This is a genomic window from Microbacterium sp. KNMS (genome assembly GCF_053851835.1).
Map to the genome: position 1 here is coordinate 1 of NZ_JBSQBP010000012.1, position 26,953 is coordinate 26,953.

The window sequence follows — 26,953 nt, forward strand, 5'->3', positions numbered from 1 at the left end:
GTCAACGGCACCCTCGTCCCCGAAGCCGGCGCCCTCCTGCAGAACCTCCTCTCCGCCCACACCAACCCCGCCCGCCATGTCACCTTCACCGAAACCGGCGACCGCGACGACGACGGCGGCGCGGACGCGGATGGCGGGGGCGGGTTCTTCGACGGGATCGACACCGAGACCCGCAACGACACGGACCCGTGGGGACCGGACGAGATCATCCACGACCCCCGCACCCCCGGACAGAAACGCCACGACGCGTTCTTCGCGATGATCCAGGCCGCCGCACGCGCCGCGGAGACCCCCACCCTCGGCGGCGCCGCCCCCACCGTCATGATCCACATCACCGCCGACGACCTCACCACCACCAACACCGGCGACGGCGTGCATGACACCGCGGCGCACGGCACGGGTTCCGCGTTCGCCCGCCCGCGGCACGGCATCGCGCACCTCGACGGGGTCGACGCGCCCGTCCCCGCGACCGTGGCCCGCCGGATCGGATGCACCGGCGACATCCTCCGCGCCGTGTTCAGTCCCGAAGGACGCATCCTCGAGCTGCGCAGCATCCAACGCTGCTTCACCCCCACCCAGCGCAAAGCGATCGTCGCCCGCGACGGAGGCTGCATCATCCCCGGCTGCACCATCCCCGCCGCCTGGTGCGAGATCCACCACGTCCAAGACCACGCCCGAGGCGGACCCACCGAAACCGACAACGGCGTCCTGCTCTGCTGGTGGCACCACCACCACCTCGACACCTCCGGCTGGAACATCCACATGCACCACGGCGTGCCCTACATCGCCGCCCCCAACTGGATCGACCGACACCACCGCCACCGACCAGCACCCACCTCCCGCACCAGACTCCACGCCAAACTCACCCAACACCTCAGATGCTGACAACCGCGGGTTCCGCAGTGAACCGCGCACCATGACCACTGCTCGACCGCGCCGCCATCTACTCGCAGAGCCACAGAGGCAGGCGCACCATGAAGAGCTCCGACAGTCGAGTCACCATCCGGCTGTTCGGATCGACCGTCTGGGCCGCGGACAGGTACGCCATCGCGAGCGGTCGCTGCCCGCCCGCCCAGTGCAACCAGGCGAGCACGCAGAAGATCGGCACAACGAACAGAGCTGGCGCCAATGCTGCGGTCAGGCGCAGCACCTGGATGCCTCGGCGCACGCGAGCGATGTCGATGGCGCGCCGAACCTCACCGCGAAGCGCCCTTGCGAGTGGCGCGAACGTCGGCGGCGGCTGGGGCAGGACGACGTCGCCGTCAGCGTCGAGTCCTACTCGCTCGAGGCACGCCGTCAGCTCGGCGAAGCGCGGAACGTTCGCGTCCGCCATCGCCATGCCGAAGGCGACCTGCAGAGCAACCGCGAACGTGACGCCCGGAACGAGAGTGAGAAACAGCAGCTGCCCGTGCTGCTCCGGACCGATCTCGGGGCCATCCTCATCGAGCATCGTCTCGACGAGCGCCACGAGAGCCGCGAAGACGCGCTCATTCGTCGGCACGTCGAGCTGATCCTCCCGGATGTGCTTCTGCGCCACCGTGAGACAGAGGGTCGGAAGATCGTCGAACAGGCCAGTGATCTCCTCGAGCACGATGTCGCGCTCCTCCTCGTCGACGTCCGGAAGATGGAGGGGAGGTCGGTCGGGCAGGAACCCGGAGGTGCTGAGCGCGCTCATCCCCTCATCGTGAAGCGGCGAACGACCCCGTCACCGCGCCGAGGGACGGTCCGAGGACGACGCGCGGGCGGACAAGACCCTGTGCACGCGGCGAGAGGATTGTCACATGAGCTACGAGGTCGACGAGACGGTCTTCGAGTACACGGCCCGCCGAGTTCGACTCGCCGCGAACGCGCAGTTCGATGCGCTCGTCGACGCGTTCGAGGCCGCGGTGCCTTCCCTGTCCGAGGCGGATGCCCGTGCGCACCTCTCCGGCGACTGGTCGGCATTCATCCGCGGGCTGGAGTGGGAGTCGCCGAGCGGCTTCGTGCGTCTTGCGACGTCTCGCCCGAGCGATCTCCTGCAGCACGCGGGAAGCACGACGCGGAGCGTCGTCTGGACGATCGCGCACCACGGCATCGCCGCGCGACTGCACCGTCTCGACCCCGGCGCGATCCTCTCCGCGCACGTGCGCGTCGAGGCGCACACGACCGCGCAGCCCGGCACCATCCTGACCTTCGATGTGCCGAGCGCGCGCCTGCGCTCCTTCGAGATCAACAAGGTGACGCAGGGCGGAGCCGAGCTCGACCGCGCACTCGGCGACCTCATCGAGGACCTCGGCTTCCCGCGACCGGCGGCCCTGCGGCGCTGACCGCCGCCCCGGGATAGCCTGGGCGGCGATGTTCAACAGCCCGCTCTCCGCGTCGCCGTACGAGGTGCTCGGCGTTCTCCGCACGGCCGACGACGAGGAGCTCCGCCGGGCGTATCGCCTGCAGCTGCGGCGCACCCATCCCGATACCGGCGGCGACGCCGCCGCGTTCATCCAGGTGCAGCGCGCGTGGGAGCTCGTCGGCACACCTGAGGCCCGCGCCGCGTACGACGGCGATGACGGCGCCCACCTGCAGTGGGCCGGACGCCGCGCGACGGGCCGACGGGACACGCGACCCCGGACACGCTCGCACGGAGCCGCGGGAGCCTGGCGGCGCAGGCGCTACCTCGCGATGGCAGCCGAGTGGGCCGGAGAGGTCGCCGACCCGTACGCGCCCGCCTTCGTCCGCTCGGCGCCGTGGGAGCTGCGGCGGATGCTCGCCGACGCCCTCGCCGAGGAGGACACCGCGGCGATGATCGATGAGCTCGGCATGGGCTTCACGGCCTGGCACGACGTCGCGACGACGGCGGACGCGGACGACAAGCTCGACCATGTCGTCCTCAGCCCGACCGGCCTCTACGGCCTGACGAGCGAGGACTTCGGCCGCCCTGTCGCGTTCCGCGGCGGCGAGGTCATCGGCGAGGCGACCCCGGTCGCCGACCTGCTCTCGCGCATTCGCTCGGTCTCGCGCGCCGCGCGCGTCCGCTTCGGCGGCGCCGTGTTCGTCCTCCCCGACGACGACCTCGCCGACCCGGTCGTCGTGCTCGGCTCCGTGAAGGGACTGCCTGTCGCCGCCGTCCGCCGCAGCGCGCTGCGTGCGGTACTCCGCGCCGGCATCCCCGGCGCGCAGATCGTCGGGGGCAACGTGCTGTTCGACGTCCGTACGCGCCTCGAGAGTGCCATCCGGTTCGTCTGACCGCGGACCGCGGCGCCTCGCGCCGGGCATGCTCGAGCGCGGATGGGCCGTCGCGCGCTCAGTAGGATGGCGCTGTGTCCGGCGGATCGCGTTCGCGGAGGCTCCTCATCGAGCTCGACGTCGACCGCGCGCGGGCGCTGGACGCCCTCGCGGAGCTGTACCACACGACGCCGGAGCGGATGATCGTCTCCTGGGCCGAGTACCACATCGACCGTCTGAGCGCGGGGCAGACGCCCGACAGCATCCCCTCCGGATGGCGGCCGGACGCCGGCACCTGACATGACCGACGAGGAGCGGTCGGCCGCTGATTCGCGGGAGGCGCGGCGACGGATCCGGGCTGCCCGACCTGACCGAGGACGACCTCGCCGACGACGTCAGACCCTCGGCTAAGCGGGGCTTACCTCGGACCGGAGGCGTCGCCTCAGTCGCCGCCGCCGAACTCGCTCACGGGCGCCATGTCGGCGAAGCGCGAGTAGTGGCCCTGGAACGCGACCTCGATGTTGGCGGTCGGGCCGTTGCGGTGCTTCGCGACGATGATCTCGGCGCCGCCCGGGTTGTCGTTCTTGTCGTACACCGACGGGCGGTGCAGCAGCATGACCATGTCGGCGTCCTGCTCGATCGAACCCGACTCGCGCAGGTCGCTCACCTGAGGCCGCTTGTCCTGGCGCTGCTCGGGCCCTCGGTTCAGCTGCGACAGCGCGATGACCGGCACCTGGATCTCCTTCGCGAGCAGCTTGAGCGCACGCGAGAACTCCGACACTTCCTGCTGACGCGACTCGACCTTCTTGCCGCTCGTCATGAGCTGGAGGTAGTCGATGATGACCATCTTGAGCCCGGCACGCTGCTTGAGCCGCCGGCACTTCGCGCGGATCTCGACGAGCGTCATGTTCGGGCTGTCGTCGATGTACAGCGGCGCGTCGTTGATGCGTCCGCGCGTCGCGGCGACGGTCGTCCAGTCGCGCGAGTCGAGCGTGCCCTTTCGCATCGACTGCAGAGGGATGGCGCCTTCCGCGCTGAGCAGGCGCATCGCGATCTCGCTGCGCCCCATCTCGAGCGAGAAGAAGATCGTCGGCATGTCGTTCTTGATCGCCGCCGCGCGCGCGAAGTCGAGCGCGAGGGTCGACTTTCCCATCGCGGGTCGCGCCGCGATGATGATCATCTGCCCGCCGTGGAGGCCGTTCGTGAGCTGATCGAGCTCGCTGAACCCGGTCGGGATGCCGGTCATCTGGCCGTCGCGACCGCGCGCGGCCTCGATCTCGTCGACGGCCGCGTCGACCGCGACCGTGAGCGGCACGTAGTCCTCGGTCTGCTCGGTGCCCGTGACGTTGTAGATCTCGGCCTGGGCCGCGTTGACGAGCTCGACGGCCTCGCCCTGGCCCTGATAGCCCATCTGCGCGATCTTCGTGCCCGCGTCGACGAGTCGACGCAGCAGGGCGCGCTCCGAAACGATGCCCGCGTAGTAGCCCGCGTTCGCCGCCGTCGGCACGATCGACGTCAGCGAATGCAGATAGTCGGCCCCGCCCGCGCGCTGGAGGTCGCCCGTCTTGATGAGCTCGTCGGTCACGGCAACGACATCGGTCGGCTCGCCGTGCGAGTAGAGCGAGAGGATGGCCTCGAAGATCACCTCGTGCTTCGGCACGTAGAAGTCGGGGCCGCGCAGGGTCTCGATGACATCGGCCACCGCGTCCTTCGACAGGAGCATGCCGCCCAGCGTGCTCTGCTCCGCGATGACGTCGTGCGGCGGGGTCCTGTCGCGTTCCCGAGGCCCCCCGAGACGGTCCTCCCCGATTTCAGCGATCGACACGCGCCCTCCTCTTCCGTTCCCCCGCGGGGGTGATCTGCTTCATGACACCAGCGACCACCGACACCGCCCCGACGAGGCTATGGGCAGCCACCGGCACCTTCAACGCGGCCTGTGGATAACTCTGTGGAGGGCCTGCGCAAAACGCCGTGGAGGGTGTGGAATCGCCCTGTGGAGAGAAAAGACTCGCCCGGGAGATCTCTCCACCGAAACGCCGCCTGACCTGGTCATCCTGTTTCACACACCCTGTGGATGGATGTGTGATTAAAGGAGCACTTGAAGGTTTGTGGTAGGCCGTTCGCACTGTGTACAACCACGCCTCCGAGAGTCCGATATGACGGCCAGGAGACCCATCGCGAACACGACGAAGCGGCGCGGAGCCGATGGCTCCGCGCCGCTTCCGGCGTTCGCGAGAACTTACTTCTTGAGCGCGACGACCTGCAGCGAGATGACCGCGGTCACCTCGTCGTGCAGACGCACGAGCGCCTCGTGGTCGCCGACGGCCTTGATGGGCGACGGCACCGTGATGGTGCGCTTGTCCAGCTGGCCGAGACCGGCCTCCGCCACCGCGTTCGCGATGTCGGCCGGCTTGACCGAGCCGAACAGACGGCCCTCGGCGCCGGCCTTGACCGACAGGCGCACGCGGGCGTTCTCGAGGGTGTTCTTCAGGGCGACGGCGTCGTCGTGCGTCGCGATGGCACGAGCCTCGCGGGCCGCGCGGATGTCCGCGACCTGCTTCTCGCCACCGCGGCTCCACGCCACCGCGAAGCCCTGGGGGATGAGGTAGTTACGGGCGTAGCCGTCCTTGACCTCGACCACGTCTCCGGCGCTGCCCAGGCCGTCGACCTCGTTCGTGAGAATCAGCTTCGACATGGGTGCTCCTTAGCGGCCAGCGCCTGCGTAGGGCAGGAGCGCCATCTCGCGCGCGTTCTTGATCGCGCGGGCGATCAGACGCTGCTCCTGCACCGAGACACCGGTGATACGACGGGCGCGGATCTTGCCGCGCTCCGAGATGAACTTGCGAAGGGTCGCGACGTCCTTGTAGTCAATGACGCCGACCCGGATCGACTTCGCGGGAGCGGCGTTCTTCGCGCCCTTCCGCGGCTTGCGGCGGTCGCCGCTCGACTTTCCAGCCATGTTGGGTCCTTTGAAAGTGTGAGTTCTGAATCAGAACGGGGTGTCGTCCGAGAACGACCCCGGGGTGCTCCATGCATCGGCGCCGGACTGGCCGGGTGTCGCCCAGGGCTCCTCCGAGACCTGCTGCTGCGGGCGCTGCTGCTGGCCGTAGCCGCCGCCAGCGCTGCCGCCGCCGTAGTTCCCGCCGACGGCGTTGTTCCCGCCGCCGTAGTTGCCGCCGCCGCTCGATGCGGCGCGGGTCACCTGTGCCGTCGCGTAGCGCAGCGAGGGGCCGATCTCGTCGACCTCGAGCTCGATGGAGGTGCGGCGTTCGCCCTCCTTCGTCTCGTAGGAGCGCTGACGCAGACGGCCCTGCGCGATGACGCGCATGCCCTTCGTCAGCGATCCGGCGACGTGCTCGGCGAACTCGCGCCACACGCTGGCACGGAGGAACAGGGCTTCGCCGTCCTTCCACTCGCCGGACGCGCGATCGAAGTTGCGCGGCGTCGAGGCGATCGTGAAGTTCGCCACGGGCAGGCCGTTCTGCGTGTAGCGCAGCTCGGGGTCAGCCGTGAGGTTCCCCACGACGGTGATGACGGTTTCGCCAGCCATGGTGCGTTAGGCCTTCGCCGCCGTCTTGCGAGCCGCCTTCTCCTCGGCGCGCTTCGCCTCGGCAGCCACCAGGGCGATGGCCTCCTCGGCGCGCAGCACCTTGGTGCGCATGATCAGCTCGTTGAGCTTGAGCTGGCGGTCGAGCTCGACCGTCGCCTCGCTCGTCGCGGTGAAGTTGACGACGGCGTAGATGCCCTCGTTCTTCTTCTGGATCTCGTATGCCAGACGGCGCTTGCCCCAGATGTCGACGTTCTCGATCGATCCACCGCGCTCGGTGATGACCGACAGGAACTTGTCGAGGTGTGCGGGGACCTGGCGCTCGTCGACCTCAGGCTGGATGATCACCATGAGTTCGTACTGGTGCGTCACTTACCCACCTCCTTCGGACTTGAACGGATGCCGGGCATTTCCCGGCACCAGGAGGGTGTGTTGCACGTTGTGCGGACGTGATCGCAGACAGGGCTGCCGTCGCACAACCTTCATAGCGTACCCGATCCGAGGGCGAAGACCCAAGCCCCCTTCCTGCACCGGCGCGCTCCCCGGGCACTTCCTCCCGCGAACTCCCGCCTCTTCGCCCCGGGGAAGGAGCTCGATACACCGCTGGATGCCACGGCATCCGTTGACGCCGCGCGAGGCCCGTCGCTAGACCGGAGGCAGAACGCCCGTCCGGGATCGTCTCGCTCGGGCCGACGAAGGGGGAGGTACAGACCATGGACTGGTCCGGAATCACCGCAGGGATCGGCGACATGCTCGCCGGTGTCGGGAGCTTCATCCTGCAGCTCATCGTTTTCCTGGTCATCCTGCTGATCGGATGGCTCATCGCGAAGAGCATCGCCAAGGCGCTCGAGTACCTCTTCAAGAGGATCGGATTCCAGCGGCTGCTCGACAAGGCCGGCATCACGAAGCTGCTCGCGCCGACGGGCATCGACCCGCTGACGCTCGTCGTCAAGCTCGTGTACTACTTCGTGCTCCTCATCGCGCTGCTGCTCGCGCTGGGCGCTTTCGGCCCTGACAACCCCGTGTCCGGGATCGTCACCGAGATCATCAGCTGGCTGCCTCGCGTGCTCGTCGCGGTCGTGATCGTCATCGTCGTCGCCGCGATCGCGAATTTCGTCGGCGACCTCATGCGGCCCGCGCTCGCGAGGTTCCGCTTCGGGTCGATCCTCACGAAGATCGTCGTCATCTCGATCATCGCCATGGGCGTCATCGCCGCGCTCAACCAGATCGGCATCGCCGTCACGGTGACCATGCCCATCCTCGTCGCCGTGCTCGCCGCCATCGTCGGCATCGCGATCGTCGGCATCGGCGGAGGGCTCATCGGACCGATGCGCTCGCGCTGGGAGAAGTGGCTCGGCGCCGTCGAGGGCGAGCTGGGCAAGGCCGACACGACGGCCGCGACGTCGGTGCCCGGACCGTCGAGCACCGCGCCGGCGACCCGTCGCGAGGCGACGACCCTTCCGCCCGAGCCGGGCGCGCAGCTGCCGCCGCAGCCGCCCGCCGTCTGAGCGGACCCGCCGGCGCGCTCGGTCGCGTCGGCACGGATGCCGCGGCTCGATCTTCGGGGGACGATCGGGTCGCGGCATTCGCATGCGAGCGAGACACCCGGCGCACGCACCGCGAGAAGCGGCCGTTCCGGCGCTCGCATCGCGGGCGCCACGGCGATCCCGGCGGATGTCCGCGGGCGGCTACGCGCGGAGGCGGCGGCGCAGCGCGGCGACGGTCTCGGGGGTGCCGCCCGCCGCGAGGAACCACGCCTCGGCGCCGCCCCGCGAGGCGAGGTCGTCGAGGAACCCCTCCATCGCCGCCGCCGGCGCCGACAGGATCTCCTTCGGGATGTCGAGCGCGAGCTGCACGCCGACGGTCCGCGCCGCGACCGTGCGCCGCGCGCGGGCGTGCACGTGCGGCATGTTCTCGGCCGTGCGGACATAGTCCGCGACGATCTCGTCGCCCGGCACGCCGACGAGGGCGAGAGCGAGCGCGACCGTGACGCCCGTCCGGTCCTTCCCTGCCGTGCAGTGGACGAGGACGGGCCCATCCGCCCGCGCGATCTCCTCGATCGCGCGCACGAGCAGCGCCGCGGCCTCGCCCTCGAGCATCGAGGCGTACATCCCGCCGAGCCCCGCGCGCAGGAACGCCGCGACGTCCTCCTCGTCGGCGTCCATGGTGGCGCGGCCGCCCAGGAGCGGCAGGTCCACGACCCGGCACACGCCGAGCAGCGGATGGTCCTCGCTCTTCTCGGCGTCGTCGCGGAGGTCGACGACGACGGCGGGGGGCCACTCCCCCACCTCGGGGGCGTCGTCGCCCGAGTGCGGGGCATCGCTGCGCAGGAGCACGCCCGGCCGCACGCGCGCGGTCGACGATGCGACGTCGCGGAGGTTCACCAGGCCTCGGGGGATCTCGCGGATGCTCATTCGTCCTCCTCGTGGGCGGCGTCGGCGGCCGGAGGGTCTGCGGCCATCCCCCGCCAGGCTACGCGGACGGCGTTCTCGCAGCGCGCGACGGCGGCGGGATCGTCGAAGTTCACACCCCGCACGACGAACTGATAGTAGAAGACGCCGTTGATGAGGTCGATGCACGCGTCGATGTCGAGATCGTCGCGCAGCTCGCCCCGGCGGACGCCCTCCGCGAGGAGCGCGGCGACACCGCCGCGCCGTCGCGCGACGTGCGAGCGCCAGTACGCCTGCGCGAGCTTGCGGTCCGTCATCGCGAGGCGCAGGCGCAGCCGGAAGCGCTCCTCCGTGTAGCCCGGCCCCGCCGATCCGGTCGTGTACGCCGCGAGGAGCGCCGCGAGCAGGTCGTCGCCCAGCGGGATGCGCGGCGCCTCGCGCCCGACGTCGAGGGCCGCCGCGAGCAGATCGGTCATGCTCGGCCACCGCCGGTAGAGCGCGGCGCGGCTGACGCCGCTCAGCTCGACGACCCTGCTCACGGTCACCTCCTCGCCGCGCTCGAGCAGCTCGACCGCGGCGGCGAGGATCCGCGCGTCGTGTCCCTCGGCACGCGGGCGTCCGGGCCGTCGAGCAGGTGTCCCGCCGCCCTCGGCCGCGACCCCGCTCCGCTCAGCACGACGAGCGGATGGCGCGGCGCCGGCCTGCACGGAGGCTGCGGTCGCGCTCATGCGGCGAGCGCGCGCTCGCGCAGGCGGCCGATGAGCGCGTCGGTGAGGCCGGCAGCGCGGAGCGGAGCGAGCGGATCCCCGTGGCGCGTCGCGAGCGCGCGGAGCAGGTCGCGCATGGGCGCCGGCGAGAACTCGGCGCGAGCGGCCGCGCGGGCCGCGTCATCGAGATCGAATCCGTATCGCGCCATGAGCGGCTGCATGACCGGCGCGATCCGCCGCATGATCGCTGCGGCGTTCTCGCCCGTGCGGGCGTAGTCCGCGACGATGTCGTCCGGCTCGGCGCCGAGCGTCAGCAGGATGGCCGCCGCGAGCACCCCCGTGCGGTCCTGCCCGGCGGCGCAGTGGAACGCGACCGTTCCGGGGGTGTGCGCGACGATCGCGAGCGCCGTGACGATCTGCGCGGCGGCGCCCTCGACCATCCGTACGTACATGCCCGCGAACGACGACTGGTCGAGCTCGATGTCGTCGATGCCGTCGCCGATCGACGCGAGGAACGGCACGTGGTGGTAGTTCACGTCGGCGAGCGCTCCGAACGGCCCGCGGCCCGTGAGCGCCACCTCGTCGGAGGAGCGCAGGTCGACCACCGCCCGCAGGCCGGCGGCGACGAGGCGGGCGGCGTCCTCCTCGGTGACGATCGAGAGGTCGTCGGCGCGGATCGCGAAGCCCTCGCGCACCGCTCCCCCGGCGACGGGGATTCCGCCGAGGTCGCGGAGGTTGACGGGCGCGGAGAGCGCAATGGCCGGGGCGTCGACGACGGTCATGTGATCTTCCTTCGGATGACGGCGCTCGCCTGGTCGATGACCGTGACGAGCACGATGATGCAGACGACGATCGCGGAGAGGTGGCCGTAGTCGTACATCTTCATGGCGGTGGTGAGCTCGAGGCCGATGCCGCCCGCCCCGACCATGCCGAGGATCGTGGCGCCGCGGACGTTGCCCTCGAACAGGAGCAGCGTGTAGGACACGAGGAGCGGCGCCGCCTGCGGCAGGACGCCGTACTGCACGACCTGGCGCGGCGAGGCGCCGACCGCCTGCATCGCGGTGACCGGTCCGCGGTCGACCGACTCCATGGCCTCCGCGAACACCTTGCCGATCGACCCGATCGAGCCGATCGTCATCGCCAGGATGCCCGCGAAGGGGCCGAGGCCGACGGCCGAGACGAACATGAGCGCGAACACGAGGTCGGGCAGCGATCGGATGACGTTCATGACCCAGCGCGTGGGGTAGTACAGCCAGCGCGGGGCGATGTTCGACGCGGCGCCGAACGCGACGACGAGCGACAGCACGGCGCCGAGCACGGTCCCGACGATCGCCATCTGCAGGGTCTCCACGAGGAGCCCCGCGATCGTGCCGAACTTGTCCCACGTGGGCGGGAAGAGGCGCGAGAGGAAGGCGCCCATGTTGACGGCGCCCTCGCCGAGCTTGCCGACGTCGAAGCCCGCACCCGTGAACGACCACACGAGGAGGAGGGCCGCAACGGGCAGCCCGAGCAGGAACCGGGCGCGCGGCACGCGGAAGGCCCGCTCCATCCGCTCCCGGTCCCGCGGTTCCAGCTGCGGGCTCCGCGGGGCGCGGTCGCTGGCGGCCCTCGCGGAGCCCGAGGCCCGCGCCGTGCGCTCAGGCGATGCCGTCGACATCCTGCTCCTCCTCGTCGTGCGCGTAGATCGGCTCGAGCGCGGTCGCGTCGAGCTGGGCGGTCGGCGCCGACACGAGCATCTCGCCGTGCCGGAGTCCGACGATGCGGTCGGAGTGCGCGAGCGCGAGCGGCATGACGTGCAGGCTCACGAGCACCGGGATGCCGTCCTCGCGGGCGATCTCATGCAGCAGCTCGAGCACCTGGTGCGACATGCGCGGGTCGAGGGATGCCACCGGCTCGTCGGCGAGGATGACCTTGGGCGCCTGCATGAGGGCGCGCGCGATCGCGACCCGCTGCTGCTGGCCGCCCGAGAGCGATCGCGCCTCATCCTGCGCCTTGTGCGCGATGCCGACGCGGTCGAGCAGCTCGAGCGCGCGACGCCGGTGCGCGCTCGAGAAGCCGCCCACGAGGTTGAGCGGCCCGGCGTCGTGGAGCGCGCCGGTCAGGACGTTCGTGAGCACGCTGAGCCGGCCGACGAGGTTGAACTGCTGGAACACCTGGCCGACGGACGCGCGCACCTGCCGCAGCTGCCCGCGACGCAGGTTCGCCATGTCGTACCCGCCGACGCGCACCGCGCCATCCGTGATGGGCGCGAAGCCCGTCAGGCTCTTCATGAGCGTCGACTTCCCCGAGCCCGACGAGCCGAGCAGCGCGACCATCTCGCCGGGGAAGAGGTCGAGGTCGACGCCGTCGAGAACCAGCGGGCCGTCTCCGTACGCGACCTTCAGCCCGCGCACCGAGACGAGCGGCAGCCGCTGGCGCAGCTCGGCCGTGGTCGGCTCGACGGCCGTGTCCGCGGGGCTCATCCGAGGTCCGAGATGTCGACGTCGGCGATCGCGGCGATGTCCACGAACGGCTCGAAGAGCCCGTCCTCGGGCTCGAGGATCGGCTCGGTGCCCTGCATCGCCTCGAACATCGCGCCGAGGGCCTCGGCGTTCTCCTCGACGAAGACCTTCGGAAGCGCCTCGAGCAGGAGCTCCCGCTTGTCGTCGGCGATGCCCTGGTCGGCGAGCACGGTCACCGCGACGGGCATCGAGTCGCTCTCGCCGATCGAGCGCGTCTCTCCCTCGGCGAACGGGAACATGTCGGTCCCCGTCATCGTGGGGAAGATCGTCGACGTGCACGCCACGTCGACTTGGCCCTCCTTGAGGGCGATGAAGCTCATGTCGTGGCCGCCCGAGAACATCGCCGTGTAGTCGGCGTCCTTCTCGAGGCCGGCGGCGTCGAGCATCGCGACGGGCATGAAGTACCCCGAGCTCGATGCGGGGTCGGCGAACGCCACGACCGTCTCGGGCGTGATGTCCTCGAGCGACTGGAGGGGCGAGTCGTCGAGCACGAGGCACGTCGACACGGGCTCGTCGCTGCCCGGCCACGCGACGAGCGCGTCGACCTCGCCCGTGTTGACCGCGAGCGCCGACGGGAAGCCGCTCATGAACCCGATGTCGACGTGGTGGTTGCGGATCGCCTCGACGACGGCCGTGTAGTCGGGCACGTCGACGATCTCGACCGCGCGGCCGGTCTCCTCCTCGACGAGACCGGCGAACGCCTCGATGGGGTTCTCGGCGGTCGGGTCGTCGCCGAGGGGCGTCGTGGCGAAGGTGATGGGCGCGTCGGACGCGGCGGCCGCGGCATCGTCGGATGACGAGCTCGAGCACGCGGAGAGGGCGACGGCTCCGAGGGCGAGGAGGCCGAGGGCGGGGAGGGCGCGGGCGCGCATGGCGGGTGTCCTTTCGGGAGGAGATATCGCGACGGGCGATATCGAAAGGCAACCCGGTCGAGGTGACGCAGAATTACGAGACCGCCGTACCCGGAAGGGAATCCGAGGTGAACATCCCGTGACGGCGCGCCCGCCCCCCTCACACCCCGTCGCGCTCGCTCGCGAGCCGCTGCGAGATCCACACGGGGATGAACGACAGCACGATGATGACCGTCGCGACGACGTTGACCACGCTCGCCTCGTTCGGCCGGGCCATCTGGTTCATGATCCACAGGGGCAGGGTGTCGACGCCCGCGGGCGCCGTGAAGATCGTCACGACGACCTCGTCGAAGCTGAGCGCGAAGGCGAGGATGCCGCCCGCGGCGAACGCGCTGCGGAACTGCGGGAACGTGACCATGCGGAACGTCTGCCACGGCGTCGCACCGAGGTCGGCGGAGGCCTCCTCGACGTTGGGGCTCAGCCTCCGCAGCCGCGCGAGCACGTTGTTGAACACCATGACGATGCAGAAGGTGCCGTGCGCGATGATCATGCCGAAGTAGCCGACGTGGATGCCGATCGGCTCGAGCAGCTGGTTGTAGGTGTTGTTGAGCGCGACACCCGTGACGACGCCGGGAAGGGCGATCGGCAGCACGACGAGCAGGTTCACGGTCTGCTTGCCGAAGAAGGCGTGGCGCTGCAGCGCGAAGGCGACGAGGGTCCCCAGCACGAGGGCGATCGCGGTCGCGCCGAGCCCGACCGCGACCGAGTTGCCCACGGCGGCGCGCACCGGCTCGCTCGCGAGCGCGGCTCCCCACCACTGCAGCGAGAAGCCGCGGATGGGCCAGCTCGCGATGCGCGCCTCGTTGAACGAGTTGAGCACGACGAGCAGGAGCGGCACGTACATGAACGCGAGGACGACCGCGACGATGGCGCCGAGCGCGATCCGCGCGCCGAGGGAGAGTCTGAGCATGACGGCCTCACATCCGCTGCAGCGCGCCGGTGCGCTGCACGCTGATCAGGTAGATGACGACGAAGGCGATCGGCACGACCGAGAAGGCCGCGGCGATCGGAGGGTTGAGGTTGATGTTCGAGGCGATGACGCTGCCGATCATCTGCGTGGATCCGCCGACGAACTTGGCCGCGATGTAGTCGCCGAGGCTCAGCGAGAACGTGAAGATCGAGCCGGCGATGATCGCGGGCTTCACGAGCGGGATCACGACCGTGCGGATGGTGCGGCCCGCGCCCGCGCCGAGGTCGGCGGACGCGTCGAAGAGATTCGGAGGCAGCTGGCGGATGGCCGTGTAGACGGGCACGGCCATGTACGGCAGCCACAGGTAGGTGAGCGTGAGCACGACCGTGATCACGCTGAACCCGGGCCCCGTGATCCCGAGCGGCGCCATCACGGCGTTGAAGAAGCCGTCCTCCGTGAACGTGATGCGCATCGCGAGGATCTTCACGAGGTAGCCCGCCCACAGCGGGAGCGTGATCGCGACCGCGAGCACGGCGCGCAGCCACGTCGGCGCGATCTTCGCCATGAAGATGCCCAGCGGCACCGAGATGAGGATGCAGAGCACGGTGACCGCGAGGGCGATCGCGAGGGTGCGCAGCGCAGTCGAGAGGTAGGCGGGATTCGCGACGAGCTGCTCGAAGTTGCGCAGGGTGAACCCGGGCTCGACCTTCGAGGTGAAGGGGTCGGTCACCCAGAACGCTGTCACGAGCAGCATGACGAGCGAGAAGATGTAGATGCCGATGAGCCAGGCCATCGGGAGCGCGAGCAGGCCCGCGAGCTGGAGTCGCCGTTTCATGGTCGTCCTGTCATGAAGAGGAGACGGCGGGGCGGCTGGGGTCCGCCCCGCCGGGCTGGTCAGCTCTTGACGGAGAGCCAGGCGTCCGTCCACTGCTGGAAGTTGGTGCACGTCACATCCGTGCGGCCGTCGACGCACTGCTCGATCGGCGTGGTCCAGAACCACACCTTGTCGAAGTACTCCTCGTCGGTCGCGTGGTAGTACTCGCAGTGCTCCTTCGCCTCGTCGCTCGTCTCGCAGAAGGCGGCGTTGGCGGGGGCCATGCCGAAGTTCATCGCGATCGCGCCGTTCACCTCGGGCGACGAGGTGTAGTCCATCCACGCGTAGGCGCAGTTGGGGTTCTCGGCCTCGGCCGCGAGCATCCAGGCGTCCGACCATCCGGTCGAGCCCTCCTCGGGCAGCACGCTCTTGAACTTCTCGTCCTCGGTGAGCTTGCGCAGCACCTCCCACGACGTGCCGAGCACGGTCGTCCCGCCGACGAAGGACGTGATCTGCGCGGCCGGATCGGCCCAGTACTCCGACACGATCTCGTTCTGCTGCTGGAGCAGCTCGATCGCGGCGTCGAGCTGGGTCTGGTCGAGCGCGTACGGGTTGGTGATGCCGAGCTCGGGCTCGTGCGCCATGAGGTACACCGCCGCGTCGGCGATGTAGATGGGCGCGTCGTACGCGATCACCTTGCCGGCGTAGGGGCTGTCGGCCTCCCATGCGACGTCCCAGCTCGTGGGCTCCTCGGTGACGACCTCGCTGTTGTACTGCAGGATGTTCGCACCGCGCCCGATCGGCACGCCGTACGACTTCCCGTTGATGGTGTCGTAGACCTGCCCCTTCATGCCCTCGACGATGTCGTCTCCGAAGTTCGGGATGAGATCGAGGTTGAGGGGCGCCACGTCGCCGCCGGCGATGAGGCGCAGGCTCGCGTCGCCCGACGCCGACACGAGGTCGTAGTCGCCGGTGCGCATGAGCTGGACCATCTCATCGCTCGTACCCGCCACGCGGCGGTTCACGACGCAGCCGGTCTCCTCCGTGAACGCGTCGCTCCATGCGGGCTCGACGAACCCGCTCCACGCGACGATGTTCACCTCGCCCTCGTAGTCGCCGAGCTCCTCCTGCATCGGCACGTCGGGGACGTCGATCTGGAGCCCGCCGGCGGCCTCCTCGCCGCCCGCGGCCTCCGACGTGCTGCTGCAGCCGGTCACGGCCAGCAGCGAGACGGCGACGAGCGCCGCTGGGGTCATCATCCTGGATCGCATGTGATCGCTCCTCGTTCGGTTCTTCTGTGATGGGTGGATGGCGGATGGCCGCGGTCAGGGAAGACGCGCGGCGTGGTCGGCGAGCCAGCCGACGCGCACGGCAGCGCCGCGCTCGACGGCCTCGGCCGCGGACGGATGGTGGGCGTTGGGGCGCTCGGCGATGAGCTGCAGGCCGCCGTCGACATCGACGAGGTACCGGGTCGACGGCCCCGTGTAGACGACCTCCGCCACGACGCCCGCGACCGTCACCTCGCCGGGGCGCGCGTGCTCGTCCGGCCCGAGCACCCGCACGCGCTCGGGCCGGATGCTGAGCGCCTCGCGGCGGCCGGCGATGCGCTCGGCCGCGTCTGCGGGCAGCAGATTCGAGAGGCCGAGGAACCGCGCGACGAACTCGGTCTGCGGGTACTCGTACACCTCGCGCGGCGTGCCGATCTGCTCGATCCGACCGCCGTTGAAGACCGCCACGCGGTCGCTCAGGGTGAGCGCCTCCTCCTGGTCGTGCGTCACGAAGATGAACGTGATGCCGACCTCGCGCTGGATCTGCTTGAGCTCGATCTGCATCTGCTCGCGCAGTTGCTTGTCGAGCGCGCCGAGCGGCTCGTCGAGCAGGAGCACCTGCGGACGCAGGATGAGCGCACGGGCGAGGGCGATGCGCTGACGCTGGCCGCCCGACAGCTGGTGCGGGAGGCGCTGCGCGACGTGGGCCAGCCGGACCTGCTCGAGTGCGGAGCCCACGCGCTCGCGGCGCGCGGCCCTCCCCTCGCCCCGCACTCGCAGGCCGTACCCCACGTTCTCCTCGATCGTGAGATGGGGGAACAGGGCGTAGTCCTGGAAGACCGTGTTGACCTGCCGTCGGTGCGGCGGCACCCGGGTCACGTCGACGCCGTTCAGCGAGATGGCGCCCGACGTCGCGTCCTCGAAGCCGGCGATCATGCGCAGGACCGTCGTCTTGCCGGAGCCGGACGGCCCGAGCATCGAGAGGAACTCGCCCGGGCGGACGTCGAGGTCGAGATCCTTCACGGCGTCGAACTCGCCGAACGTCTTCGTGACACCGCGGAGCGAGACAGCACCCACGTGCGGGTCGCCGGACTGCGGGCGGGCGGGTGCGGCAGCGGGCGATGAGCTCATCGCTCCTCCTCGGATCATCGTCGAACACGGAAGCTGAGGTTTAACATATGAACCCATAGTTCATATTTCAAGTCTCGAAGGCATAACGTTGGGACGACCGCTCTCGAGGGAGGACCGCTCATGGCCGCACAGGCGCCGCCGCACGCCGTCGCCTCCTCGGGTCCGCGCCGCCTGCAGGGCGCGCTGTTCCAGCCGATCGGCGACGAGGGGCGCGCCGCGCTCGTCGAGCGCCGCCTCGATGAGGCGATCACCGGCGGGCACCTGCGCGCGGGCGAGCGCCTGCCGAGCGAGACCGATCTCGCGAAGAGCTTCGGGGTCGCCCCGGTCACCGTCCGCGAAGCGCTCCTCTCGCTGCGCTCGCGCGGCCTCGTCGTGACGCGGCGCGGCCGCGGCGGCGGCAGCTTCGTCGCGGAGGATGCCGACCCGCTCGCCCACGCGCGCGACGCCGTCCGTCGCGCGACGCGGACCGCGCTGCGCGACATGGGCGTCCACTACGCCGCGATCACGGGCGCTGCCGTCCGTCTCGCCGCACGGCGCGCCGACCCCAGCGAGGCGCGCCTCGTCGCGCGCCACCTCGAGCGGCTCGATCCGGCCGACATCGAGGCCTGGCGCCGCATCCTCGACGACGCTCAGCTCGAGCTGGTCGCGCTCAGCCAGTCGGCGCGGCTGACCCGCGTGCAGATGCAGCTGCAGGCCGAGCTCTCCCCGTACCTGCGGCTCATCGACGCCGACGCGTCCGGGCGCGATGCCTACCGCGCTGGCCTCGAGCGCGTCGTCGCGGCGATCGAGGCCGGCGACGACGTCGGCGCCGGCCGCGAGGTCGAGGAGATGACGGCGGCCGTGATCGACACCCTCATCGAGCTGCGCTCGCGACCCGCCGCGAGCGCAGACGACGCCCCGTGAACCTCAAGGAGGAGGTCAGCATGCACCAGGACACCGACACCGCCGTCGACCGTGCCGCGTCGATCGTCGAGAGCTACTTCCGCGCGCCCGTGGACAGCCTCGTCGAGACCGCCGCCGCCGTCTCGCGGGATCTCGACGCCGTGCGCGCGGCAGCGCCGCTCACGGTGTCCGAGCTCGACGCTCTCGTCCAGCCGCACGCGATGACGCTGCTGGCACTGCCCGACCTCGCCGTGTACGGCGCGGGCTACGTGGCGGCGATCGACCTGCTCGACGATGCGCGCAGCCACCTCGCCTGGTGGCAGGGCAGCGACCGGTCGCGCCTCGTGCTCGCGGCGCAGTCGCTCGGCAAGGAGCGCATCGACTACAGCGAGATGGAGTGGTTCCGCGTACCGCACGCGACGGGCCGCCCGCACGTCGCCGGCCCCTACGTCGACTACCTCTGCAGCGACGAGTACACGGTCACCATCGCGGCGCCCGTCGCCTCCCGCGGCGCGTTCGCCGGCGTGGCCGCGCTCGACCTGCTCGTCGACTCGATCGAGCGCGACCTCACGCCGCGCCTCGAGGACGTGGGGCTCCCGGTGACCCTCGTCAACGGCGTCGGCCGGGTCGTCGTGTCGACCGACCATCGCTCGGGGGCCGGCGACTCGGTGCGCGGGAGCCGCCTCGCGACGCTGCCTCGCGTGTCCTGCGGCGAGGTCGCGCTCGACGTCATCGTGGGGTGATCCGCGCGCTCTTGTAGCGTGAAGGCCATGTCCGGAACGACGCAGCAGAGCGTGCCGTTCGACGCGCGCCCCCTCACCGAGCCCGTCGACCGCGCTGACGTGAAGCGGTTCTCCGACGAGCTCTCGCGACGCTTCCCGAGCGGCACCGGAGCCGGCGCGGTCGTCGCGGTGATCGCGATCGTCTTCGTCGGCGTCATGATCCTCGGGTTCGGCGGCCTCATCCTGTCGATCCTGCTCATGGTCGCGGACGCCGACGGCGCCTCGGGCGCCGGATTCTGGGTCTCGCTCGGCATCGCGGCCCTCGTCATCGGCGCGGTCGTCTGGGGCGTCCGGGCGTTCCAGGGGCAGCGCCGCGAGCGCCAGTACCGGCTCGACCGCTTCGCGCGCGCGAACGGCATGAGCTACCTCCCGTCGCTCGGCGACCCCGCCCTCCCCGGCATGATCTTCGGGCTCGGTCGCGCCCGCCGCTCGAACGACCTCGTGCGCGGCGAGGCGCCGCGGTTCGCGGAGTTCGCGAACTACCAGTACACGACCGGATCGGGGAAGAACCAGACCACGCATCGCTGGGGCTACGTGGCCATCCGACTCGACGCACCGCTGCCCCACATCGTGCTCGATGCCGTGGGCAACAACACGATCTTCGGCTCGAACCTCCCGGTCGGCTTCGACAAGGACCAGCGGCTGTCGCTCGAGGGCGACTTCGACCGGCACTTCGCGCTCTACTGCCCGCAGGGCTACGAGGCCGACGCCCTCTACCTCTTCACGCCCGACATCATGGCGCGCTTCCTCGACCACGCCGGGCAGCTCGACGTCGAGATCGTCGACGACTGGCTGTTCCTCTACACGCGGCGCGAGGTCTCGACGCTCGATCCCGCGACCTGGGCGTGGCTCTTCTCGGTCGTCGCCGCCCTCATCCACAAGCTCGATCAGTGGGGGCGCTGGCGTGACGAGCGGCTCGCAGCGGGCACGGGGGTGCCGCGTCCGATCGCCTCGGGGCACCACGAGGCGCCCGCCTTCTCGGCGGCCGCGCCCCTCACGCCTCCGCCGCGCGGAGTGGCCGAGCCGGGTCGGCGCCTCAAGCGCCGGTTCTCGTGGTTCGGCATCGTCATCATCGCCTTCGTGATCCTGCAGTTCGTGCTGCAGGTGATGGGCGTGCTCGACTGAACGGATCGGCCGCGCCGATCGCGACGCGGCGCCCGCTCTCGCGATACCAGCGGGCGCAGAGGAGCACGACGAGCCCGAGCTCGACGACCCCGCCCGCGTAGTACATCGTGAGCGCGCCGAGCCGCTCGTCGGCGACGGAGGTCGCACCCGGGGGATGCGCGTAGAGGAGCTTCGCGAGAACCGCGTGCGATGCCATCGCGAGGACGAGCACGATCGCGCGCGTCGTCCATCGGCTCGGGTGCGGGTTCGGGTCGACGCCGACCAGCGCGGCCGTGAAGAGATAGCCGGCCGCGACGGTGTGCGCGTGCACGACGAGGTGCACGAACGGGCTCGCCTGCACCGCCTCGTGCAGCGGCGTGAGATGGATGAGCCACAGGCCGCCCGAGGAGAGGAGCGCCGCGGTCACGGGGTGCGCGAGCACGCGCACGGGCGCGCTGCGCAGCAGGCGCGACAGCCGCCGCGCCGGCGTGACGGCGAGCGTGCGGAGAGCGAGGGCGACGGGCGCGGCGAGCACGAGCAGGATCGGCGCCAGCATGCCGCCAACGACATGGCCCCACGCGTGTCCGACGAAACTGCCGTGAACGGTCGAGGCGAGCGGCTCGACGACCGGCGCGGTCGCGGCCGCGATGCCGACGCACCAGAGGACCATCCGGTGCATGGGCCACGGCCGCCCGCCGCGCCGCGAGGCGATCGCTCCTGCCGCGTACGACGCGACCGCGAGCGCGGCCACTGCGAGGACGACGACGTCGAGCGGGACTCCCGCTCCGTGGGCGTGCGCGTGGCCGCCGGACATCGGCGTCATCGCTCTACGTGCGCCCACGCGGCGGCCGGGCGCGTGCGGACGACGAGGACGAGGCCCGCCGCGAGCAGCAGCACGGCGATCGCGTTCCACGCGATGTCGTAGGGCAGGACGTCGTCCACGTACCGGATCTGGTGGAGCCCGAGCACCTTGTGCTGGATCGTGCCGTCGTACAGCTGGAAGGCGCCGGCGCCCAGCAGGGCTCCGCCGACCCAGCGCGGCGTCCAGAGCGCCCCGCGCCGCGCGACATCCGCGAGGAGGAACAGCCCGGCCACGGTGCCGAACCAGCTGAACGCGTGGAAGAGCCCATCCGACACGAGGCCGGCCGCGGGGGTGCCGCGGTCGTAGAAGTGGTGCCAGTGCAGGATCTGGTGGAACACGGCCTCGTCGACGAACGCGACGAGGCCCATGCCGAAGAGCGCACCGGCCCACGCGGTGCGCGTCGCGTACGTGCCGCGCGCGGCCCACAGGGTCCGGGGGTCAGGAGATCCGGCGATGCTCCGACGCTCTCGCGTGCGCCGTCGCCATCCAAGCCATGGACATCCGCCGACCCGTCGTGCTACGCGCTGCGTCGCACAGCGCCGAGCCATCCGCAACCCCCTCGCGCCATCCGAGCGCCCTGCGCAGACTCGACGCGACGAGGAGGACACATGAAGGCGCTGACGTACCGAGGTCCGTACAAGCTCCAGGTGACGGAGAAGCCCGACCCCCGCATCGAGCATCCGAACGATGCCATCGTCCGCGTGACGCGGGCCGCGATCTGCGGGTCGGACCTGCACCTGCTGCACGGGATGCTCCCGGACACGCGCATCGGGCACACGTTCGGCCACGAGTTCATCGGCGTCGTCGAGGAGGTCGGCGGCTCGGTGCAGCGCCTCGCGGTCGGCGACAAGGTCATGGTGCCGTTCAACATCTTCTGCGGGTCGTGCGCGTTCTGCCGGCAGGGCCTCTTCTCGAACTGCCACAGCGTGAACGCGAACGCGACCGCGGTGGGCGGCATCTACGGCTACTCGCACACGGCGGGCGGCTACGACGGCGGTCAGGCGGAGCGCGTGCGCGTGCCGTTCGCGGACGTCGGGCCCATGGTCATCCCCGAGTGGCTGAGCGACGAGGACGCGCTCATGCTCACCGACGCGTTCACGACCGGCTACTTCGGCGCCCGGCTCGGGCACATCGAGGAGGGCGACACCGTCGCGGTCTTCGGTGCGGGCCCGGTGGGGCTCGCCGCGGCGCGCTCGGCCTGGCTCATGGGCGCGGGCCGCGTGCTCGTGCTCGACCACCTCGACTACCGGCTGGAGAAGGCGCGCTCGTTCGCGTACGCCGAGACGCACGCGCTGTCGGAGATCGGCGATCCCGTGCTGCACCTCAAGCGCGAGACCGACCACCTCGGGGCCGACGTCGTGATCGACGCCGTGGGCGCCGAGGCCGACGGCGGATGGCTGCAGCACGTGACCGCCTCGAAGCTCAAGCTCCAGGGCGGCTCTCCGGTCGCGCTGAACTGGGCGATCGACGGTGTGCGCAAGGGCGGCAACGTCGCCGTGATCGGAGCGTACGGCCCGCTGCACAGCGCCGTCCGGTTCGGCGACGCGATGAACAAGGGGCTCACGATCCGCGCCAACCAGACGCCCGTGCGCGCGATGTGGCCCGCCCTGCTCGACCACGTGCGCGCCGGCCGGCTGGCGCCGCGCGAGCTCGTGACGCACCGGCTGCCGCTCGACGACATCGTCGACGGCTACCACATGGTCTCGGCGAAGCTCGACGACTGCATCAAGACCGTCGTCGAGGTCTCGGACGACTGAGGAGGATGGACATGACGCAGCCCGTCGACGCGCTCCGCCCGCGCATCCCCGGCTGGGGGATCGAGCTCGAGGACGGATGGCGCGAGGAGCACGAGCTCGATCCGCAGGAACTCGCCGCGCCCTGGGCGCTCGAGGATCGGATGTCCGACCCCGCGCGCGAGCACTCGATCGAGCATCCGCAGCTGCCGCCCGTGTTCGGCACCGCGCAGCCGCTGCACGGGCTCTCGGGCAGGATCCGCCGGATCGCCTACGCCCGGTACAGCGAGGGCAAGCTGCGGCACTGGCTGCTGCTCGTGCTCGGCGACCGCGTGGAGTCGATCGGCGCGCACGTGCGCTCGCTCGCGTCGCGCCATCCCGACAACCCGATCACGCAGACGGGCGTGCGGGGAGAGCGGAGCCGGCGCCCCGTCGGGTCGCGCATCGGCCGCGGCCGCATCGACCTCCGCCACGCGTGGATGGACCCGATCATCGTCGTCGGGCCGTGGGTGCTCGCAGGCGTCCTCGCGGTGCGCGCCCTCGGCTCCCTCACGCGGCGCCGGTAACGGCAGCCCAGATCTGCATGTCTCACTCGCCGTGGGTTCGGCGCCCCGATACCCGCCGCGAGCGAGACATGCATGCAGGGGGCGGGGCGTGCACCGGGACGCGCATGCGGGCGGCGTGAGCGGGGCCGCACTCCCGGCGTGCGGCTACGCCCGCGGCGTCAGGCCGAAGTGCTCCAGCTCGGGCTCCGTGAGCATGCGCGACCGGATGAGGAACCGCATGCCCGTGGGCGACTCGACGCTGAACCCTCCCCCGCGCCCCGGCACGACGTCGATCGTGAGGTGCGTGTACTTCCAGTACTCGAACTGCGACTCCGACATGTAGACCTCGATCGGGTCGTCGAGACCCGCGTCGATCGTCCCGAGCAGCACATCGCCCGTGCCGGTCAGGTACATCCCGACCGGATAGCACATGGGCGACGAGCCGTCGCAGCACCCGCCCGACTGGTGGAACATGAGCGGCCCGTGCTGGGCCGTGAGCGTGCGCAGAAGAGCAGCCGCCGCCTCGGTCACCGCGACCCTGCTGAGCTCCTCGGACATCCCTCCTCCTTCCCTGTGCACCCGCGACGTCGTCGTCGCGGGGATCCGACGCCCGGGCGGGGATTCGGGTCATCCCGCCCGGGCGGATCCGATCGGATCAGAAGAAGCCCATGGGCCCCTCCGCATAGGAGACGAGAAGGTTCTTCGTCTGCTGGTAGTGATCGAGCATACGCAGGTGGTTCTCCCGCCCGATACCCGACTGCTTGTAGCCGCCGAAGGCGGCGTGCGCCGGGTACTGGTGGTAGGTGTTCGTCCACACCCGCCCTGCTTCGATCGCGCGACCAGCACGGTAGCAGAGGTCGGCACTCCGACTCCATACCCCCGCGCCCAGACCGTAGAGGGTGTCGTTGGCGGTCGCGATGGCGTCGTCGTACGTGTCGAAGCCGGTGACCGAGACGACGGGGCCGAAGATCTCCTCCTGGAAGATCCGCATGCTGTTCTGCCCCTCGAACACGGTCGGAGCCACGTAGTACCCGTCCGTGAGGTCGCCGCCGAGGTCGACGCGCTCGCCGCCCGCGAGGACCTTCGCGCCCTCGTCCTTGCCGATCTGGATGTACGACAGGATCTTCTCGAGCTGGTCGTTCGACGCCTGCGCGCCGATCATCGTCTCGGGGTCGAGCGGGTTGCCCTGCCGGATCCTCGAGACGCGGTCGAGCCCATCCGACAGGAACGTGTCGTAGATCGACCGCTGGATGAGCGCGCGCGACGGACACGTGCAGACCTCGCCCTGGTTCAGGGCGAACATCGCGAAGCCCTCCTTCGCCTTCTCGTAGTACGCGTCCTGCGCCGACGCGACGTCCTCGAAGAAGATGTTCGGGCTCTTGCCTCCCAGCTCGAGCGTCACGGGGATGAGGTTCTGCGACGCGTACTGCATGATGAGGCGCCCTGTGGTCGTCTCGCCCGTGAACGCGACCTTGCGGATGCGCTTGTGCGACGCGAGCGGAGCGCCCGCCTCGATGCCGAAGCCGTTGACGATGTTCACGACGCCCGCCGGCAGGAGGTCGCCGATGAGGTCGAAGAGGAACAGGATCGACGCGGGCGTCTGCTCGGCGGGCTTGAGGACGACGCAGTTGCCCGCGGCGAGCGCGGGCGCGAGCTTCCACGTCGCCATGAGGATGGGGAAGTTCCACGGGATGATCTGGCCCACGACGCCGAGCGGCTCGTGGAAGTGGTACGCGACGGTGTTCTCGTCGAGCTGGCTGATCCCGCCCTCCTGCGCACGCAGCACGCCCGCGAAGTAGCGGAAGTGGTCGACCGCGAGCGGGATGTCGGCCGCGAGCGTCTCGCGCACGGGCTTGCCGTTCTCCCACGTCTCGGCGACGGCGATCGCCTCGAGGTTCTGCTCGATGCGGTCGGCGATCCGGTTGAGGATGACGCTGCGCTCGGCGGGGCTCGTGTGCCGCCACGACGCGAACGCCTTCCACGCCGTCTCGACGGCGCGGTCGATGTCCTCGGCGGTGCCGCGGCCGACTTCGCAGAACGGCTTGCCGTTGACGGGCGAGATGTCCTCGAAGTACTCGCCCTTGACCGGGGCGACGAACTCCCCGCCGATGTAGTGGCCGTAGCGAGCGCGGTACTGGGCGACGGAGCCCTTCTCGCCCGGGGCGGCGTAGACGCTCGAGACGCCCTCTTCCACGATGGTCATTGCTGTCTCCTTCGACTGCGCGACGTCGCGGGGATGCCCCCGCGTGGCTGTGCCGTCACGCTACGTCGCCGGAGGTTGCATCGGATTGCGCGCGGGAGGGCTACTCGAGCGCCACGAGCCGCGCGACGACGCCGGCGCGCCGCGGCGACCGGGCCGGGAGCATCCGCAGCACCTGCCGCAGCGCCTCGACGTCGTCGGCGCCCGCCGCGGTGTCGGTGTACGCGAGGAGCACGTCGACGCCGGCCTCCGCGAGGAGCGCCTCCCGCAGGGACGAGCGGATGGTCTCGCGCAGCTCCTCGACGCCCGGTGCGGCCGAGTCGGGCAGGACGTCGCCCCGGTAGGCCGCGAGCGCGACGCGGTGGGCGCCGCGGTCGAGGAGCGAGAGCACCTGCTGCGCGTCGGTCTCGATCTCGCCGGCCATCCGATACGGGCGGGACTCGGGGACGAGCGCCGGCGCCATCCGCTCGAGCAGCTTGCGCAGCCGCACCATCTCGGGCCGCAGCGTGCCGATCGCGGCGGGGTCGCCGTACACGAGCTCGGCGAGCCGCTCGGCCGTGAGCCCCTGACGATGGGTCGCGAGCATGAGCACGAGCTCGGCGTGGCGCATGCCGAGCTCGACGACGCGCTCGCCGCCGTCTCCGGCGAGGGTGAGCAGCGCGCGATCACGGCCGAGCACGCTGAGCGTCGCCCGCTGCGCCGTCTCGACGCGTCGACGCGGCTTCCGCGACGGCTCCCTCTCCGCGCGCAGCCGCGCGACCAGGAGCTCGCCCTCGACCGCGCGCGCCGTGGCGTCGACGAGCAGCTGCGCCTGCGGGGTCGCGGCCTCGTCGCCGCCGGTCACGTCGATGACCCCGATGAGGCGGCCGTTCTCGGGGTCTCTGACCGGGGCGGCCGTGCACGACCACGGCTGCACGAAGCGGTTGAAGTGCTCGGCGCCGCGCACCTGCACCGACCTCCCGAGGGCGAGCGCCGTGCCGGGTGCCGCGGTGCCGACCCGGTCCTCGGCCCAGTTCGCGCCCTCGACGAAGCCCATGTCTCCCGTGAGCGCGCGCACGCGGCGGTCGCCCTCGACCCAGAGGAGGCGGCCGGCGGCATCGCCGACCGCGACGACGACGCCCGCCTCGTCGGCCTCGCCGGGGAGGAGGAGCCCGCGGATGAGCGCGAGCGCGCCCGCGAGCGGATGGGCACGCCGGTACTCCTCGAGGGCGGCTCCGGTCAGCTCGAGAGCGGGCAGCGCCTCGGCTCCCACCGCGCTGCCGACGGACCTCCGCCACGACTCCCGCACGAGGGGCCGCACCTGCGCGAGGCGCGGATCCGCGCTGTTGCCGGCGAGGAGCTCATCGTGCGCGCGCTCGACGAGGAGCCGCGAGGCGCGGACGCCCTCGCTGCGCAGCCACGGCGACGACATGGGGCTCCTTCCTCGTCGAGGGAGCGGATGGCCACCAGTGTAGGTCGCCGCGCTGCT

General features: G+C 70.9%; 31 protein-coding genes. 10 read left to right on the forward strand and 21 right to left on the reverse strand.

Annotated elements, in window-relative coordinates; genetic code table 11:
• Positions 1 to 885 (forward strand): DUF222 domain-containing protein (locus ACWXWW_RS08955; protein WP_455969661.1); only part of this gene is annotated, 885 nt, incomplete at its 5' end.
• A gap of 58 nt (positions 886 to 943) precedes the next feature.
• Here the strand turns inward: ACWXWW_RS08955 and ACWXWW_RS08960 are convergent.
• Positions 944 to 1,675, reverse strand: coding sequence for a hypothetical protein (locus tag ACWXWW_RS08960; protein ID WP_455969662.1), 732 nt, complete (start codon positions 1,673 to 1,675; stop codon positions 944 to 946).
• Positions 1,676 to 1,781: 106 nt separating this feature from the next.
• Between ACWXWW_RS08960 and ACWXWW_RS08965 the strand changes: the two genes are divergently transcribed.
• The 3 genes from ACWXWW_RS08965 to ACWXWW_RS08975 all read left to right on the forward strand — a co-directional run bounded on the left by ACWXWW_RS08965 (position 1,782) and on the right by ACWXWW_RS08975 (position 3,497).
• Positions 1,782 to 2,306 carry a hypothetical protein gene (locus ACWXWW_RS08965; RefSeq protein ID WP_455969663.1) on the forward strand — a complete coding sequence of 175 codons (525 nt, stop codon included), beginning with the start codon at positions 1,782 to 1,784 and terminating at the stop codon, positions 2,304 to 2,306.
• A 28-nt stretch (positions 2,307 to 2,334) separates the two neighbouring features.
• Positions 2,335 to 3,219 carry a J domain-containing protein gene (locus ACWXWW_RS08970; RefSeq protein ID WP_455969664.1) on the forward strand — a complete coding sequence of 295 codons (885 nt, stop codon included), beginning with the start codon at positions 2,335 to 2,337 and terminating at the stop codon, positions 3,217 to 3,219.
• A gap of 74 nt (positions 3,220 to 3,293) precedes the next feature.
• Complete coding sequence (locus ACWXWW_RS08975) at positions 3,294 to 3,497, forward strand: hypothetical protein (protein ID WP_455969665.1); 204 nt, start codon at positions 3,294 to 3,296, stop codon at positions 3,495 to 3,497.
• A 143-nt stretch (positions 3,498 to 3,640) separates the two neighbouring features.
• Here ACWXWW_RS08975 and dnaB read toward each other — a convergent pair whose 3' ends face one another.
• The 5 genes from dnaB to rpsF form a co-directional block, all read right to left on the reverse strand.
• Positions 3,641 to 5,023: a replicative DNA helicase gene (gene dnaB / locus ACWXWW_RS08980; protein ID WP_271174088.1), complete on the reverse strand. Its 1,383-nt coding sequence runs from the start codon at positions 5,021 to 5,023 to the stop codon at positions 3,641 to 3,643.
• A gap of 414 nt (positions 5,024 to 5,437) precedes the next feature.
• Positions 5,438 to 5,893, reverse strand: coding sequence for a 50S ribosomal protein L9 (gene rplI / locus ACWXWW_RS08985; protein ID WP_271174089.1), 456 nt, complete (start codon positions 5,891 to 5,893; stop codon positions 5,438 to 5,440).
• Positions 5,894 to 5,902: 9 nt separating this feature from the next.
• Positions 5,903 to 6,157: a 30S ribosomal protein S18 gene (gene rpsR / locus ACWXWW_RS08990; protein ID WP_029146075.1), complete on the reverse strand. Its 255-nt coding sequence runs from the start codon at positions 6,155 to 6,157 to the stop codon at positions 5,903 to 5,905.
• Between the two features lie 30 nt (positions 6,158 to 6,187).
• Positions 6,188 to 6,748: a single-stranded DNA-binding protein gene (locus tag ACWXWW_RS08995; RefSeq protein ID WP_271174090.1), complete on the reverse strand. Its 561-nt coding sequence runs from the start codon at positions 6,746 to 6,748 to the stop codon at positions 6,188 to 6,190.
• A 6-nt stretch (positions 6,749 to 6,754) separates the two neighbouring features.
• A complete protein-coding gene (gene rpsF / locus ACWXWW_RS09000; RefSeq protein ID WP_271174091.1) occupies positions 6,755 to 7,117 on the reverse strand; it encodes a 30S ribosomal protein S6 in 363 nt (120 codons plus the stop codon).
• A gap of 341 nt (positions 7,118 to 7,458) precedes the next feature.
• Here rpsF and ACWXWW_RS09005 point away from each other — a divergent pair, with 341 nt between their 5' ends.
• The gene (locus ACWXWW_RS09005) at positions 7,459 to 8,253 is read left to right on the forward strand and encodes a membrane protein (protein ID WP_455969666.1); all 795 of its coding nucleotides are present in this window, start codon (positions 7,459 to 7,461) and stop codon (positions 8,251 to 8,253) included.
• Between the two features lie 180 nt (positions 8,254 to 8,433).
• On the opposite strand, the gene ACWXWW_RS09010 is transcribed toward ACWXWW_RS09005, so the two are convergent.
• The 10 genes from ACWXWW_RS09010 to ACWXWW_RS09055 form a co-directional block, all read right to left on the reverse strand.
• Entirely contained in the window at positions 8,434 to 9,159 is a 726-nt protein-coding gene (locus ACWXWW_RS09010) for a tyrosine-protein phosphatase (protein WP_455969667.1), read from the reverse strand.
• On the reverse strand, positions 9,156 to 9,863 hold the full coding sequence (locus tag ACWXWW_RS09015) for a TetR/AcrR family transcriptional regulator (RefSeq protein WP_455969668.1): 708 nt from the start codon (positions 9,861 to 9,863) through the stop codon (positions 9,156 to 9,158). Before ACWXWW_RS09015 ends, ACWXWW_RS09010 begins: the two co-directional genes overlap by 4 nt.
• Entirely contained in the window at positions 9,860 to 10,624 is a 765-nt protein-coding gene (locus tag ACWXWW_RS09020; protein ID WP_455969669.1) for a tyrosine-protein phosphatase, read from the reverse strand. Before ACWXWW_RS09020 ends, ACWXWW_RS09015 begins: the two co-directional genes overlap by 4 nt.
• On the reverse strand, positions 10,621 to 11,499 hold the full coding sequence (gene phnE / locus ACWXWW_RS09025) for a phosphonate ABC transporter, permease protein PhnE (protein WP_455969670.1): 879 nt from the start codon (positions 11,497 to 11,499) through the stop codon (positions 10,621 to 10,623). The genes ACWXWW_RS09020 and phnE overlap by 4 nt, the downstream gene beginning before the upstream one ends.
• Positions 11,480 to 12,304 (reverse strand): phosphonate ABC transporter ATP-binding protein, encoded by an 825-nt coding sequence (gene phnC / locus ACWXWW_RS09030; RefSeq protein WP_324013554.1) that lies wholly within the window; start codon positions 12,302 to 12,304, stop codon positions 11,480 to 11,482. Before phnC ends, phnE begins: the two co-directional genes overlap by 20 nt.
• Positions 12,301 to 13,215, reverse strand: a complete 915-nt coding sequence (gene phnD, locus ACWXWW_RS09035; RefSeq protein WP_455969671.1) for a phosphate/phosphite/phosphonate ABC transporter substrate-binding protein — start codon at positions 13,213 to 13,215, stop codon at positions 12,301 to 12,303. Before phnD ends, phnC begins: the two co-directional genes overlap by 4 nt.
• Positions 13,216 to 13,354: 139 nt before the next feature.
• Positions 13,355 to 14,164: an ABC transporter permease gene (locus ACWXWW_RS09040; protein WP_421075903.1), complete on the reverse strand. Its 810-nt coding sequence runs from the start codon at positions 14,162 to 14,164 to the stop codon at positions 13,355 to 13,357.
• A 7-nt stretch (positions 14,165 to 14,171) separates the two neighbouring features.
• On the reverse strand, positions 14,172 to 14,999 hold the full coding sequence (locus ACWXWW_RS09045) for an ABC transporter permease (RefSeq protein ID WP_271174100.1): 828 nt from the start codon (positions 14,997 to 14,999) through the stop codon (positions 14,172 to 14,174).
• Between the two features lie 59 nt (positions 15,000 to 15,058).
• On the reverse strand, positions 15,059 to 16,249 hold the full coding sequence (locus tag ACWXWW_RS09050; protein WP_455969672.1) for an extracellular solute-binding protein: 1,191 nt from the start codon (positions 16,247 to 16,249) through the stop codon (positions 15,059 to 15,061).
• A 54-nt stretch (positions 16,250 to 16,303) separates the two neighbouring features.
• Entirely contained in the window at positions 16,304 to 17,377 is a 1,074-nt protein-coding gene (locus ACWXWW_RS09055) for an ABC transporter ATP-binding protein (RefSeq protein ID WP_455969673.1), read from the reverse strand.
• 120 nt (positions 17,378 to 17,497) lie between these two features.
• Between ACWXWW_RS09055 and ACWXWW_RS09060 the strand changes: the two genes are divergently transcribed.
• Genes ACWXWW_RS09060 through ACWXWW_RS09070 form a run of 3 tightly spaced genes read left to right on the forward strand, consistent with a single transcriptional unit; the run spans position 17,498 to position 20,166 of the window.
• The gene (locus ACWXWW_RS09060) at positions 17,498 to 18,280 is read left to right on the forward strand and encodes a FadR/GntR family transcriptional regulator (protein ID WP_455969675.1); all 783 of its coding nucleotides are present in this window, start codon (positions 17,498 to 17,500) and stop codon (positions 18,278 to 18,280) included.
• Between the two features lie 20 nt (positions 18,281 to 18,300).
• The gene (locus ACWXWW_RS09065; protein ID WP_455969676.1) at positions 18,301 to 19,002 is read left to right on the forward strand and encodes a cache domain-containing protein; all 702 of its coding nucleotides are present in this window, start codon (positions 18,301 to 18,303) and stop codon (positions 19,000 to 19,002) included.
• A 27-nt stretch (positions 19,003 to 19,029) separates the two neighbouring features.
• Positions 19,030 to 20,166 carry a hypothetical protein gene (locus ACWXWW_RS09070; RefSeq protein ID WP_455969677.1) on the forward strand — a complete coding sequence of 379 codons (1,137 nt, stop codon included), beginning with the start codon at positions 19,030 to 19,032 and terminating at the stop codon, positions 20,164 to 20,166.
• Here ACWXWW_RS09070 and ACWXWW_RS09075 read toward each other — a convergent pair.
• Positions 20,111 to 20,959, reverse strand: coding sequence for a cytochrome c oxidase assembly protein (locus ACWXWW_RS09075; RefSeq protein ID WP_455969678.1), 849 nt, complete (start codon positions 20,957 to 20,959; stop codon positions 20,111 to 20,113). The genes ACWXWW_RS09070 and ACWXWW_RS09075 overlap by 56 nt on opposite strands.
• Positions 20,960 to 20,964: 5 nt before the next feature.
• Complete coding sequence (locus tag ACWXWW_RS09080; protein WP_455969741.1) at positions 20,965 to 21,462, reverse strand: DUF2243 domain-containing protein; 498 nt, start codon at positions 21,460 to 21,462, stop codon at positions 20,965 to 20,967.
• Positions 21,463 to 21,615: 153 nt separating this feature from the next.
• Between ACWXWW_RS09080 and ACWXWW_RS09085 the strand changes: the two genes are divergently transcribed.
• Positions 21,616 to 22,764 carry a zinc-dependent alcohol dehydrogenase gene (locus ACWXWW_RS09085; protein WP_324013541.1) on the forward strand — a complete coding sequence of 383 codons (1,149 nt, stop codon included), beginning with the start codon at positions 21,616 to 21,618 and terminating at the stop codon, positions 22,762 to 22,764.
• An 11-nt stretch (positions 22,765 to 22,775) separates the two neighbouring features.
• Complete coding sequence (locus tag ACWXWW_RS09090) at positions 22,776 to 23,306, forward strand: hypothetical protein (RefSeq protein ID WP_455969679.1); 531 nt, start codon at positions 22,776 to 22,778, stop codon at positions 23,304 to 23,306.
• A 144-nt stretch (positions 23,307 to 23,450) separates the two neighbouring features.
• Here ACWXWW_RS09090 and ACWXWW_RS09095 read toward each other — a convergent pair whose 3' ends face one another.
• The 3 genes from ACWXWW_RS09095 to ACWXWW_RS09105 form a co-directional block, all read right to left on the reverse strand.
• Complete coding sequence (locus ACWXWW_RS09095; protein WP_271174110.1) at positions 23,451 to 23,843, reverse strand: DUF779 domain-containing protein; 393 nt, start codon at positions 23,841 to 23,843, stop codon at positions 23,451 to 23,453.
• 97 nt (positions 23,844 to 23,940) lie between these two features.
• Positions 23,941 to 25,488, reverse strand: coding sequence for an acetaldehyde dehydrogenase ExaC (gene exaC, locus ACWXWW_RS09100; RefSeq protein WP_271174111.1), 1,548 nt, complete (start codon positions 25,486 to 25,488; stop codon positions 23,941 to 23,943).
• Between the two features lie 100 nt (positions 25,489 to 25,588).
• Positions 25,589 to 26,896: a GAF domain-containing protein gene (locus ACWXWW_RS09105; protein ID WP_271174112.1), complete on the reverse strand. Its 1,308-nt coding sequence runs from the start codon at positions 26,894 to 26,896 to the stop codon at positions 25,589 to 25,591.
• Positions 26,897 to 26,953 lie beyond the last annotated feature (57 nt).